This is a genomic window from Rhodanobacter sp. ANJX3 (assembly GCF_014200755.1).
GTDB lineage: Bacteria > Pseudomonadota > Gammaproteobacteria > Xanthomonadales > Rhodanobacteraceae > Rhodanobacter.
This window is the reverse complement of the sequence record NZ_JACHCM010000009.1, coordinates 1-13208: the sequence shown is the minus strand read 5'-3', so window position 1 is coordinate 13208 and position 13208 is coordinate 1. Positions and strand designations below refer to the sequence as shown.

Genomic DNA, 13208 nt, shown 5'->3' with positions numbered 1-13208 from the left:
GAGAGCATGAACGGACTCCTGAGTTCCCATCTACTCCACCTCGTCCGGCGGCACGAGTTCGCGGTCACCGTGACTCTTCGGCGCAGAGATGACCATGAACCGCAAGTCGACAGTGCATTGGTTGCACATCTGATGCGCCGTGCCCGGCGGAATATGCAGCCCCTCCCCTGCCTTCAGTGAGTAAGTCACACCGCCAGCCTCCAAGGTGGCTACGCCGTCCAGCACATAGAAGAACTGCCGGGCACGTGCATGACGGTGACGCAACTCGGTCGCGCCGGGCGGCATACGTTCCTCAATCACACTGAGGTCATCGCCGGCCAAAAGATGCCAACCGTCGCAGACTCCACCCCAGCGATAGTGGGTCGCGTTGTGGGTGGAAACCGATGCGTTCATGCGTCGATCTGTGCCAGTCGCTCAGCCAGGTCATTCAAGCGCAAATCGTGCCCTGCGCCGGGCGACGTGCGCGCCGCGAGGCTCGACTCGGGTGTGCGGCCTTCGCCGGCACTCGCCGCAGTATCAGCCGCCGCACGGTAAGCCTCGCGGAACGGCACGCCGGCAGCTGCCTGCTCGATCGCCACGTCGGTGGCATACATGGCTGGCTCGATCGCCGCGCGCATGGGCATCTCGTTCCACTGCAGTCGCGCCAGCAGATCGGGCACCAGCGACAACGCCATCAGGCCGTGGCGGCAGCCGTGAAACAACGAGCCCTTGGAAAACTGCAGGTCGCGCTGATAACCCGACGGCAGCGACAGCAGCTGCTCGATCTCGGTACGCGCCGCGGCCACGCTCGCGTAACTAGCACGCAACAGCTCCACCACGTCGGGGTTGCGCTTGTTCGGCATGATCGAGCTGCCGGTGGTGTACTCCGACGGCAGGCTGACGAAATTGAATTCCGCGGTGGTGAACAGCGACAGGTCCCAGGCCAGCCGGCGCAGGTCGAGCAGTGCGCTGGCGATGGCCTCCAGCACGGCCATCTCGAACTTGCCGCGCGACAGCTGCGCGTAGATCGGCGACACCTGCATGCGCGCAAAACCCAGCGCCTGGGTGGTGTGCTCGCGATCCAGCTTGAGGTTGACGCCGTAACCGGCCGCTGTCCCCAGCGGATTGGCGTCGATCCATTCGGACGTCTGTCTGGCGCGCACGGCATTGTCGATAAAGCCTTCGGCAAAGCCGGCGAACCACATGCCGGTGGACGACACCACCGCGCGCTGCAGATGCGTATAGCCGGGCAAGGGAATGGCCGGCTGTGCGGCGCGGTCGAGGCAGACCTGCGCAATCGCGCGGCAGTGCGATTGCAGCGTGGCGAGCTGCTCTTTCAACCACAGGCGCGTGGCGACAAGGATCTGGTCGTTGCGGCTGCGACCGGTGTGCACACGCCGACCGGCATCGCCGAGACGTTCGGTGAGACGCGCCTCGATCGCCGAATGACCGTCTTCGTAGCGATCGTCCAGCACGAAGGTGCCGCTGCGAAAGTCTTCGGCCAGCGTGTCCAGTTCTCGCTTCAGTGCCGCGGCTTCGTCAGCCGTGACCACATGGATGTTGGCGAGGCCTTCGACATGCGCCTTGCTGGCCGTGATGTCGTGCAGGAAAAATTCGCGATCCAGCAGGACGTCGTCACCGGCGAGAAACGCCATGATGCGTGCATTCGTCGCCACACCCGCCTTTTGCCACAGAAGATCAGTCATGAGCTTTTTCACCCGAATAATTGGCGACAAGATGGGTATGCGCTGCGGTCAGCCATGGCACGGCGGCCTCGATCGAAAGCTCCCGCCGATCGCCATTGACGCGATGTTTCAGTTCTACCACGCCCGCGTCGAGCCCTCGCGGCCCCACGATGAGCTGCCAGGGCAGCCCGATCAGATCCATTTTGGAGAACTTCGCGCCGGCGCGGTCGTCGGTATCATCGTAAAGCACGCTGATACCGGCTGCCTGGAGCTGCGCATAAAGCGTTTCGCAGGCCTCGTCGGAACGCGTATCGCCGCATTTGAGGTTGACCAGACCGACGTCGAACGGCGTCACCGAAGCGGGCCAGACAATGCCGTGCTCGTCGTGACTGGCCTCGATGATCGCACCGATCAGGCGAGAAATGCCTACGCCGTAACAGCCACCGTGAATCGGACGAGCTACCCCGTCCGATCCGGTTACCGTTGCCTTCATCGGCAGCGAATATTTGGTGCCGAAATAGAAAATCTGCCCGACTTCGATGCCGCGGGTCTGCACGCGATGCGTCGGCGCCACCTCTCGCTCGAAGCGCGCGGCATCGTGCACGTCCTCGGTGGCAGCATAGCGTTCCGTCCATCGATCAATCACCGGCTGTAGATCCCCGGCGTAATCGATATCCGATGCCGGCACCGGCAGATCGAGGACGTCGCGATCGCAATACACGGCCGACTCGCCGGTCTGTGCCAGCACGATGAACTCGTGCGACAGGTCGCCACCGATCGGGCCGGTTTCCGCGCGCATGGGAATCGCCTTCAGGCCCATGTGCGCGAACATTCGCAGGTAGGCGACGAACATCCGCCGATAGGAGCGCTTGGCGCCGGCTTCGTCCAGGTCGAACGAATAAGCGTCCTTCATGAGAAATTCGCGTCCGCGCATCAGGCCGAAACGCGGGCGCTGCTCGTCGCGAAATTTCCACTGCACCTGATAGAGGTTCAACGGTAGGTTGCGCCAGGAGCTGACGTGGCTGCGGAAAATGTCGGTGACCATTTCCTCATTGGTCGGCCCGTACAGCAATTCGCGTTCGTGCCTGTCGGTGATGCGCAGCATTTCGGGACCATAGGCATCGTAGCGACCGCTTTCACGCCACAGGTCGGCCAGCTGCAGCGTCGGCATCAGCAGCTCGACTGCGCCGGCCCGATCCATTTCCTCGCGCACGATACGCTCGATGTTGCGCAGCACGCGCAAACCCAGCGGCAGCCAGGCGTAGATGCCGGCGGCTTCCTGCCGGATCATCCCTGCGCGCAGCATCAGACGGTGCGAGACGATCTGCGCTTCGGCGGGATCGTTTTTCAGGGTGGGTAATAAATAGCGGGACAAACGCATGGTGGATCTCCGGAAGTAGACGTAGGCGACGATGCGAGCGGCATTGCCGCTTCACGGTCGTGCCGTCGCCTCCGGATCGATGCCGGCCAGCTCGGCGCAACCGATGGCCAGGTTGATGTTCTGCATCGCCTGCGTGGCCGCGCCCTTGAGCAAGTTGTCCAGCGTCGCCACGATCACCACGCGCTTGCCGTCGACGGACAAGGCGAAGCCGCCGATCTCGGCATGGTGACGGTGCGCGATGCGGCTCACCCACGGCGCCTCGTCGAGCACTACGACCAATGGCTCGGCGTCGTAGGCATGACGAAAGCGCTGCAGCACTTCCTCGCGCGTCATCTTGCGCGACAGATACAGATTGGTGGTGACGGTAAGGCCGCGAAAATGCGGCGCCACGTGCGGCATGAATTCGACCGGCACGCCGAGATGACGCGAGGCTTCCTTCTCGTGCATGTGGCCCGTCAGCGCGTATGGCATCAGATTGTCGCGCAGTTTTTCAGGATCGTTCTTGTCCGACGGCGTGGTGCCCGCGCCCGAATAGCCCGACACGCCAAAGCACACCGGCGGGGCGGCAAGCAGATCCTTCAGCGGCGCGATGGAAAGCTGCATGGCGGTCGCATAGCAACCGGGATTGCTGATGCGCGTCTGACCACGCCACTTGTCGCGGGTAAGTTCGGGCAGGCCGTAATACCAGCGCTCGTCGAAGCGATAGTCGGCCGACAGATCCAGCACCAGCGCCTGCGGGTGCGCTGCTTCGATTGCCTCGACGTACGGCGCCGCCTTGCCATTGGGCAAGGCGAGGATCACCACGTCCGCCGCCTGCCCTGCCACAGCCGGCGCGTCGAGACTGGCATAGCGCAGCTCACCGATATAGCCGTCCACATGGTCGGCCACGCGCTGGCCGTCGAGCTCGCGCGACGACACGAACGTCAGCTCCAGCGAGGGATGCGCCGCGATCAAACGGATCAGCTCGACGCCGGTGTGCCCTCGCGCACCGACGATGCCGATGGATTTTTTTTGTGCAGCGTTGTTCGACAGAGTCATGGCGTCAGTCCAGCAGCGTCGGCTGCCGCGTGGCGCAGTGCGCGACGCAGCGGGCGATGGTGTCGAAGTCGGGCAAGCCATACCAGAACACTTTCCAGCGCGGCTGCTTGAGGCTGCCGTCGGACTCGGCGTAGTAAAAATGGTTGACCACGTTGCCATGGCGCGAGCGCCAGAACAGCTGCGGATTTTCCTCGCGCATCACCTGCCACACGGCACGGCCGAGGCCTTCGCCCTGCGCGTCGTCGAGCACGGCGAACTTGTCCAGATAAGGCAGGCCTTCCTCGTCGGTGAGGATCATCGCGGCGCGATAGTTTTCACTGAGATAAATGCGCCGCGGCTTGGTGCGTTCGAAATAATCCGGCACCAGCGTGCGGCCAAAGCTCGACTCGATCAGCACGCGCATGCGCGCCAGGTCGATGCCCTCCCACGAGTCGAACGTCAGCACCCGCTCACCGCGGCGCACGAGGGTGCCCGATCCCTTGTGCGTGAACAGCTCCTTGGCCAGCTCCGCGGGGCGCGTGATCGACACGGACGACGTCAGCGGCAGATCGGCCAGCAGATCGGCGATCTGCTCGATTTTCAAGCGCATGCCGCCGTTGATCCACGGCTGCGCCATCAGATGCTCGAACTCGGTGCTGAGGTTGATCGAATCGATCACGGTGCCCTTGTCGTCGAGCAGACCGCCCGTGCCGGTGAGAAACACGATCTTGTACGGCTGCAGTACGCGCACCAGTTCGTTGGCGGCGAAGTCGGCATTGATATTGAGGATCTGGCCCTGCTCGGTCTCGCCCAGGCTGGCGATCACCGGAATGGAACCGGCACGCAGGCTGGCCTCGATCGGCGCCAGATTGATGCTCTGCACCTTGCCTACCAGGCCATAAACGTCCTGATCCAGATAGGTCGAGGTGAACACGCCCGACGGCACCGACGTCGCGCGCGTATCCATCGACTGCAGCGCCTCGACCAGACGCAGGTTCTGCTGCTGGAATACCTTGCGCACAATGGCCAGCGCCCGCGGCGAGGTCACGCGCAGGCCGTTGACGGTCTGTTTCTCGATACCGGCCGCGGCCAGCTCCTCATCGAGCTGCGGACCCGCGCCATGCAGCACGATCGGCGTGAGGCCGACCTGCTGCAGAAACGTCAGCGACGAGGTCAGCTCGGGCAGCTCATCGCGCAGCACGGCGCCGCCGACCTTGACCACGGCAAAGCGCTTCGCATCGAGCTGCGAAAAGCGCTTGAGGTACTGCTGAATTTCCTTCGCGCTGCCCATGCTTTCCAGCAGGCGCACGATGGTCTGGCGGGTGTTTTTATGCTCTTTCACGATTGACGATCCGATCAATGGTTTCTGCGTAGTGCTGCAACTGGGCCAGCGTCACCCATTCGTCGGCGGTGTGTGCCTGCGCGATGTCACCGGGGCCATAAACGAAAGCGGTGTAGCCGGCGGCGGAAAACAGCGCGGCCTCGGTCCAGAAATCCACGGCGTTGCCGACGGGAATGTCCAACTCGTCAGCCAGGTCGCGCGCGGCGAGACGATTGGCTTCCGCATTCGCGGTGTCACCGGCAGGCAGCGAGGCGCCACGAAAGGTTTCCTCGAATTCGGCCGGCGGCGGTTCCACCAGCGTACGGAAATGACGCAGCAGCTGATCCGGATTCATCGTCGGCAGCGGCCGAAATCCGAAGCGTACTTCGGCCGATGGCGCGATCATGTTCGCCTTGATGCCGCCTTCGACGCGGCCGATATTGAAGCGCAGTCCCGTGAGTCCCCCGAAGCGCTCGTGCGCCTGCGCCGCCACGAAATCGAGCGCCGCATCGCCCCAGCGCATCACCTGATGCAGCGCGCTGTCGCTGGCCTTCTGCTCGCCCGACGCATGGCCGGCATGACCGGCAAATCGCATCATCACTGAATGGATGCCCCGATGCGTCAGCGCGGCCTCGCCCTTGGTCGGCTCGGCCACGATGATCGCCTCGTAGGGATGCGATTCGCCGAGGAAGCCGGCAATGCAGCGCGCGTCGTTGGCCTCTTCGTCGGTGGAAAACAGCATCGCCATGTCGCCGTCACCCGCGTTCGCCACCGCGATCAACGCCGCCGCCGCGCCCTTGATATCGCAGGCACCTAGCCCGATCGCCCGGGTTTCGGTAAGGCGCAGCGTGTGCGGATCCGCCGTCCAGTTCGGCGAATCGGGCACCGTGTCCAGATGCACGTTGAACAGCACTTTCGGCGTACCGCGCACGGCATGCAGCGTCACTGCACCCGCGCCGTAATCGGTCAGCGTCAACGTAAAACCTGGCAGCTGCGCGCGCAGATAATCGAACAAGCCATCCGTGCCGATCGCGCGCGGTGGATTGCGCGTATCGAACGCGACCAAGGTTTTGAGATGACTCAGGGTCGCCTGCAGCAGATCGCTACCGCGTTCCCCGTTCCCTGTTCCCTGTTCCCGGTGGCTCATCAGCGATTGATCTCCGCCCACAGCGTGCTGCTCATGCCGAACAGCTTGATGAAGCCCTCCGCCTCGGCCACGCCCCAGTCGGCCGACTGCGCGTAGACCGCACCCTTCGCGTTGAGGATATGCGGCGACCGCACTTCCACCGCGGTGACCTGCGCGCCGTAGGTTTCCAGCACCACTTCACCGTTGACGCAGCTCTGGCTGGAGGCGAGGAAAGCTTCGAGATCGGTTTTCAGCGGGTCGTGATAGAAACCCTCGTACACCAGCTCGACCCACTTGCGTGCCACCTCCGGCTTGAAGCGGTTCTGCTGCTTGGTCAGCACGGCCTCTTCCAGCGCGCGATGCGCGGTCAGCAGGGACACGATGCCCGGCGCCTCGTACAGGATGCGTCCCTTGAGGCCGATAGTGGTGTCGCCGGTGTACATGCCGCGACCCACGCCGTACGCGGCGAAGAGCTCGTTGAGCTTGACCAGCAGCTTGTCGCCTGCCATTTTCTGGCCATCGATCGACACCGCCTCGCCCTTCTCGAAGCCCAGCGTCACGCGGAGTTTTTCGGACGGCCATTCGGCGCGTGGCTTGCACCAGCCGCGCGCGCCCTCTCCCGGGGTTTTCCAGTGATCGATTTCGCCGCCGGACATGGTGACGCCCAGCACGTTCTCGTTGATGGTGTAGCTCTTCTGCTTGGCGCGCACTTCGAAGCCGCGCTCCTCCAGATACGCCTGCTCGTAAGCACGGGTCTGGGTGTGCTCTTTCTGAATTTCGCGGATCGGCGCCACGATGTCGTAGTCGCCTAGCGACTTCACCGCCAGATCGAAGCGCACCTGGTCGTTGCCCATGCCGGTGCAGCCGTGCGCGATGACCTTGGTGCCCAGCTCGCCGGCGCGCCTCAACGCCGCCTCGACGATCAGATAGCGATCCGATACCAGCAGCGGATATTGGCCCTGATAGCCTTCGCCAGCCCACACGAACGGCTTGACGAAGCCTTGCCAGATTGCCGGACCGCCGTCGACCGTAAGATGCGAGGCCACGCCCAGTTCCGTGGCGCGCTGCTCGATAAACGCGCGCTCTTCCGCGTCGACGCCGCCAGTATCGGCAAACACCGTGTGCACAGCCCAGCCGCGCTCCTGCAGGTATGGCACGCAGAAGCTGGTGTCGAGGCCGCCGGAAAAGGCGAGGACGATATCTTTGTTGGAGGCGCTGGCTTGGCTCATGAGGTGCGAATCCTTGATGGGAAAAGGGTCTGTGGGTTCTAGGCGACTTCGACCACAATGCGTGGCTCGCAGTGCACCGGAAAATTGACAGAGCTGGCGATAAAGCAGGCGTGGTGCGCGTCGACATGCAGCGCGGCGGCTTTCGTCGCGTCGCTGGTCGCGCTGATGGTTACGGTGGGACGCAGCACCACTTCGACAAAGCGGCCACCGTCGGCGTCGGTTTCCATCATGCCTTCGGCGGCATCGCTGTACGCCGTCACCACCACCTTGGCGGTCGCTGCCAGATGCAGATAGGCCAGCATGTGGCACGAAGACAGCGCGGCAACCAGCAGATCTTCCGGATTGTGGCGCGAGGCATCGCCGCGAAACGCGGCATCGGATGAACCGGCCAGCGCGGGCTTGCCCGGCACGCGAATCTCGTGGCTGCGCTCGTAGCCGCGGTAGCTTTGGGTGCCGCTGCCGAGATTGCCGGTCCAGTCGACGTCCACCCGATACCGATGCTGATGTGGCATACCTTGACTCATGATCGGCCCTCCTGGGTACGCAGCATCAGCTGCGCGAGTTCGCCATCGCCGTCGGCATCGCGCCGGCGCAGGCCCTCGACGACGCCCGCCTGATTGCGCGCCGGGTGATTCTGGCTCAGCTTGAACTTGCCTTCGATGCGCTCGATCGTCACCGCGATGCCAACGATCGCCTTCAGGGATTTTTCGATGTGGTCGGCCGGCGCATCGGCCACACGCCACGGCGACGGCTGGCTGGCTTCGTGGTGATCGGTGAGCGCGTCCAGCAGTGCGAGTTTCCATGCGGCATCGTCGATCACCTGCAGGCGGCCGTGCACGTGGACCACCGCGTAATTCCAGGTGGGCACTTCGCGGCCGGTCTCGTGCTTGCTGGGGTACCAGTTCGGACTGATGTAGCCGTCCGGCCCCTGAAAGATCAGCAGCACGTCGGCGCCATCCATGCTTGCCAGCTCGTTGCCGCGCGCCACATGGCCATGCAGCAGCGCGTCGCCGATCACTTCGAACGGCACGTGGTTGGCGACGAATCCGTTCGTGCCGTTGGCCACCACCGTGGCAAACGGATACGCGCGCATCAGGTCCTGCAGGACGTCGATACGCGATTCGCGAAAGGAGGCTGGCGTGTACATGCATCAGAGCCTATGCATGCTCTCAGCGCTGGCCGATCAGCGACGCCATCACCGCCTTCTGCACGTGCAGGCGGTTTTCGGCCTCGTCGATGGCGATGCAGGCGGGCGAATCCATCACCGCGTCGGTGGCCTTGATGTTACGGCGCAGCGGCAGGCAGTGGCTGAAGAGGCCGTGGTTGGTCAGCGCCATCTTGGCCGAGTCGACGATGAAATGCTTGCTCGCCTCGCGCACCGGCTTTTCCTTGTCCCATTGGCCGAAGAACGGCAGCGCGCCCCAGCTCTTGGCATAGACCACGTTGGCGCCGCGATAGGCTTCCTCGATGTCGTGGGCGACCTTGAGCGAACCGCCGTTCTGTTCGGCGTTCAGACGACCGTATTCCATGTAGCGCTCGTCCAGCACGTAGTCCGGCGTCGGGCACAGCAGGGTCACGTCCATGCCGAGCTTGGTCGCGATCAGCAGCGCCGAGTTGGCCACCGCCGTATTCAGCGGCTTGGGGTGATAGGTCCAGGTCAGCACATATTTCTTGTTCTGCAGATCGCCCAGGTGCTCCTTCAGCGCCAGCGCATGGGCCAGCTCCTGGCAGGGGTGGGTAATCGTCTCCATATTGATCACCGGCACCTTGGCGTACTGCGCGAAGGCCTTGATCACGCTGTCCTGCCGGTCCACCGCCCAGTCCTGGAATTTGGGAAACGCCCGCACCGCGATCAGGTCGACATAACGCGACAGCACCCGCGCCACTTCGGCGATGTGTTCCTCGGTATCGCCATCCATCACCGAGCCCACCTCGAACTCGATCGGCCACGCGTCCTTGCCCGGCGACAGCACGATCGCATGCCCCCCCAGATGGAAGGCACCCAGCTCGAAGCTGGTGCGCGTGCGCATCGAGGGGTTGAAGAACAGCAGCGCAATCGACTTGCCGGCCAGCTGCTGACCGCGCGGCGAGCGCTTGAACTCCGCGGCCTGCACCAGCAAGGCATCGATCTCGGCGCGGCTGTAATCCTGGGTGGTGATGAAATGCCTGATGGACATGGGTCGTGGCTCGTCTATTTGAAATGTCCGGCCATGGATGGCCGGTGCTCTTGCGGACGGATCCGCGTCTGGTTGTATCTGTGCGGCCATGGATTGCCGGGGTTTGGCTTTTTGCAGATGGACCTGTACAAAATCAACTTCAAAAACAAAAAAACCCGGCGCATGGCCGGGTTTTATCGTCGATACACATGAAACGCGTGCGACAGCCTACCCGGCCGAATGTCGATACAGCGGTCGGCGCGCGCGCGAAGTCATGCCAGCAGCCATGCGGGCGCTAGTCAGGACATTGGCGGTATAGACGGCTGCGGACATGAAGATTCCAGCGGGTGAGTTCACATAATGGCGAGAATTTCGCTGCCGCGCAACAGAAAATTCGGTGCCCTAACGAGGATCGCCGCCCGAAGGCGGCGATCCCATGATGCATAGCTACCAATCGAGCTATCAATCGGCCGGCTGCACCTGCACGCGAACCCGCAGGCGCTCGCCCGGGTCATAGTTCAGACGCGAGGTGTAAACCTCACCGCGATAGCGGTACTCGACGTCATACCCAATGATCCGGCGCTGATCGCTGACCGTATTGACCTGCTGACAGCTGGTCTGGGTGGTGGAATAGTCCCCACCGTGGTCAGACACGTGGTTGCCGACCGCACCACCGACGACCGCACCACCGACCGTGGCGGCTACCCGGCCGTCACCTTTGCCAATGGTGCTGCCCAGAACACCACCGACGACCGCGCCTAGCACGGTACCGACGCCGCTGTTGCCGGGATCGTGCTGCACCACTTGCTGGTTGTAGCACTGCTGCTGCGGTACCGTGGTGCGGACGATACCCTGCACCGGATCGGCGCGCAGCACGTCCGCCCAACCGTAATGCGCGTTGTCATCGGGGCCCGGACCAACCGGCCCTGGCGCGCCCGGCGGCGGCGGCGGCTGGTCGGAGTAACGCACGTCCTGCGCGTGGATGCTGGTAGCCACAAGGGCCAACGCCAGCGTGGAAAGCCATAACCTGGTCATTGCGACCTCCAATCTCGGGACGTGGAGCTCGATGTGTGCTCCCTCTTGTCATTGCATCAAGTTCACGCTGAATACAGCCTTAGAATTAACGTTTCGCAACCGTTCCACTTACATCTTGTTAAGATGTTGAGCTAAGTTTGCCTGCCCAAGCACGACGCCTTCGTTGCGGATTTTTCGCCCATGCCGATTTCGCTCTACAACAGCCTGACGCGCCGCACGGAGCCGTTCGCACCGCTCGATCCGCAGCGCGTGACGATGTACCTCTGCGGCCCCACGGTCTACAACTATGTGCATATCGGCAACGCGCGCGGTCCGGTAGTGTTCGACGTGCTGGCACGACTGCTGCGGCGCCATTATCCGAACGTCGTCTACGCCCGCAACATCACCGACGTCGAGGACAAGATCAACGCCGCCGCGCAGCGCGAAGGCGTATCGATCGGCACGATCACCGATCGCTACACCCACGCCTATCACGAGGACATGGCCGGGCTGGGTATCGTCCCGCCGGATCTGGAGCCGCACGCGACCGCGCATATCGGCGAGATCATCGCGATGAACGAGACGCTGATCGCCAATGGCCACGCCTACGCCGCCGAAGGCCACGTGCTGTTCAATGTCGATTCGTATCCGGCCTACGGCGCGCTGTCCGGCCGCGATACCGAGGAACTGATTGCAGGCGCCCGCGTCGAGATCGCACCTTACAAAAAGAACCCCGCCGACTTCGTGCTGTGGAAGCCGTCCACGCCCGACCTCGCAGGCTGGGACAGCCCCTGGGGCCGCGGCCGCCCCGGCTGGCATATCGAATGCTCGGCGATGTGCGCCGCCCAGCTGGGCGAAACCATCGACATCCACGCCGGCGGTGTCGACCTGCTGTTTCCGCACCACGAAAACGAAATCGCCCAGTCGACCAGCGCGCACGGCGGCAAGACGTTTGCACGATGGTGGATGCACAACGGCATGCTGACCTTCGACGGCCGCAAGATGTCCAAATCGCTGGGCAACGTGTTGCTGGTGCATGAGCTGCTCAAGCTGCATCCGCCCGAAGCGCTTCGCCTGCTGTTGCTGCGCGGACACTACCGCCAGCCGCTGGACTGGTCGGAAAATGCCATCCAGCAAGCGACCAGCACGCTGGACGGCTGGTATCGCGTGCTGCGTGATCTGGCACCTATCGACATTCCCAGCGGCGGTCTGCCGGTTCCCGAGCGCATCGAAGCCGCGCTCTGCGATGACCTCAACACGCCGCAGGCGCTGGCCGAGCTGTCGCAACTGGCCGATAAGGCGCGGCATAGCGGCAGCAGCGAGGCCAAGGCTGTCCTGCTCGGCGGCGGCGCCCTGCTCGGGCTGCTGCAACAAGATCCTGATGCGTGGCTCAAGCGCGGCGAGAACGCGGTGGACGCCGCGCACGTCGACGATCTGCTGGAGCAGCGTCGCGTCGCGCGCGGCGCCCGTGACTTTGCCCGCGCCGATGCCATCCGCGACGAGCTGACCGCCATGGGTATCGTGATCGAAGACGGCGCGCAAGGGACGCGCTGGAGCGTGCTGAAAGGCTGAGGCATTCGGACACGCCCCGGATTTCACCCGAAGCGCGCGATAATCCACGCATGACTACGACCGCCACCACCAGCGCCGACGAAGCGCAGCGCGAAATCGCCGAGGAATTTGCCTTTTTCGGCGACTGGACCGAGCGCTACCAGTACCTTATCGATCTGGGCAAGCAGCTGCCGCCATTCCCTGAGGAATGGAAAACCGAGGACTACCGCGTGCACGGCTGCCAGTCGATGGTGTGGCTGGTGCCCGGCGGGAATGCGGCGAGCATGCACTTCGATGCGATCAGCGACTCGGCCATCGTCTCTGGCCTGATCGCTCTGGTGCTGCGCGTGTACTCGGATCGTTCGGCGCAGGAGATCGTGGATACCGAGCCGGCGTTCATCGGTACCATCGGGTTGGCCAAGCACCTGTCGCCGACGCGCTCCAACGGTCTGGCAGCCATGCTAGCCCAGCTGAAGCGATACGCTGCGCAAGCGTTGAAATAAGTCGCATCGTTCGATGCCTGCCTGACGCCAGCTCTGGTCAACGGATACCTGAAATAAAAAGCCCCGCTCTAAGCGGTAATGCTGTTCACTTAAGCATTGCATCGTAGCCAAGGCGTCCCAAGAATCCGGCCTTCACCTGTTGAAGGCCGGATTTTTTGTGTCCCTGCAAAGTGTTCTGTTTGATATCGATGAGCTGCACTCGTTCTCTGATCTGAGTACCTTCGCGCAGCATATTCCTGTCGAGTG

13 protein-coding genes are annotated in these 13208 nt (G+C 63.4%); 2 read left to right on the top strand and 11 right to left on the bottom strand.

Annotated elements, in window-relative coordinates; all coding sequences use genetic code 11:
* Window positions 1-30 precede the first annotated feature (30 nt).
* From HDE76_RS18630 to HDE76_RS18580, 11 genes are all read right to left on the bottom strand, one after another.
* Entirely contained in the window at window positions 31-393 is a 363-nt protein-coding gene (locus tag HDE76_RS18630; RefSeq protein WP_184509785.1) for a cupin domain-containing protein, read from the bottom strand.
* Window positions 390-1685: an argininosuccinate lyase gene (gene argH / locus HDE76_RS18625; RefSeq protein WP_184509783.1), complete on the bottom strand. Its 1296-nt coding sequence runs from the start codon at window positions 1683-1685 to the stop codon at window positions 390-392. The genes HDE76_RS18630 and argH overlap by 4 nt, the downstream gene beginning before the upstream one ends.
* Window positions 1678-3045 carry a proline--tRNA ligase gene (proS, locus tag HDE76_RS18620; RefSeq protein ID WP_184509781.1) on the bottom strand — a complete coding sequence of 456 codons (1368 nt, stop codon included), beginning with the start codon at window positions 3043-3045 and terminating at the stop codon, window positions 1678-1680. Before proS ends, argH begins: the two co-directional genes overlap by 8 nt.
* Window positions 3046-3096: 51 nt before the next feature.
* Complete coding sequence (gene argC / locus HDE76_RS18615) at window positions 3097-4083, bottom strand: N-acetyl-gamma-glutamyl-phosphate reductase (protein WP_184509778.1); 987 nt, start codon at window positions 4081-4083, stop codon at window positions 3097-3099.
* 4 nt (window positions 4084-4087) lie between these two features.
* Complete coding sequence (locus HDE76_RS18610; RefSeq protein ID WP_184509776.1) at window positions 4088-5404, bottom strand: acetylglutamate kinase; 1317 nt, start codon at window positions 5402-5404, stop codon at window positions 4088-4090.
* Complete coding sequence (locus HDE76_RS18605) at window positions 5391-6530, bottom strand: acetylornithine deacetylase (protein WP_184509773.1); 1140 nt, start codon at window positions 6528-6530, stop codon at window positions 5391-5393. The genes HDE76_RS18610 and HDE76_RS18605 overlap by 14 nt, the downstream gene beginning before the upstream one ends.
* Window positions 6530-7738: an argininosuccinate synthase gene (locus HDE76_RS18600; protein WP_179481796.1), complete on the bottom strand. Its 1209-nt coding sequence runs from the start codon at window positions 7736-7738 to the stop codon at window positions 6530-6532. Before HDE76_RS18600 ends, HDE76_RS18605 begins: the two co-directional genes overlap by 1 nt.
* 38 nt (window positions 7739-7776) lie before the next feature.
* Window positions 7777-8262: an OsmC family protein gene (locus tag HDE76_RS18595; RefSeq protein ID WP_255457877.1), complete on the bottom strand. Its 486-nt coding sequence runs from the start codon at window positions 8260-8262 to the stop codon at window positions 7777-7779.
* Window positions 8259-8885 (bottom strand): FMN-binding negative transcriptional regulator, encoded by a 627-nt coding sequence (locus tag HDE76_RS18590; protein ID WP_179481794.1) that lies wholly within the window; start codon window positions 8883-8885, stop codon window positions 8259-8261. The genes HDE76_RS18595 and HDE76_RS18590 overlap by 4 nt, the downstream gene beginning before the upstream one ends.
* 22 nt (window positions 8886-8907) lie before the next feature.
* Window positions 8908-9915: an N-acetylornithine carbamoyltransferase gene (locus tag HDE76_RS18585; RefSeq protein WP_184509772.1), complete on the bottom strand. Its 1008-nt coding sequence runs from the start codon at window positions 9913-9915 to the stop codon at window positions 8908-8910.
* Window positions 9916-10356: 441 nt separating this feature from the next.
* Window positions 10357-10929, bottom strand: coding sequence for a glycine zipper 2TM domain-containing protein (locus tag HDE76_RS18580; RefSeq protein ID WP_184509770.1), 573 nt, complete (start codon window positions 10927-10929; stop codon window positions 10357-10359).
* Window positions 10930-11109: 180 nt separating this feature from the next.
* Here HDE76_RS18580 and cysS point away from each other — a divergent pair, with 180 nt between their 5' ends.
* Together cysS and HDE76_RS18570 are read left to right on the top strand one after the other, a co-directional pair.
* A complete protein-coding gene (cysS, locus tag HDE76_RS18575) occupies window positions 11110-12480 on the top strand; it encodes a cysteine--tRNA ligase (protein ID WP_184509768.1) in 1371 nt (456 codons plus the stop codon).
* 50 nt (window positions 12481-12530) lie between these two features.
* A complete protein-coding gene (locus tag HDE76_RS18570) occupies window positions 12531-12962 on the top strand; it encodes a SufE family protein (protein WP_179481786.1) in 432 nt (143 codons plus the stop codon).
* Window positions 12963-13208: the final 246 nt, after the last annotated feature.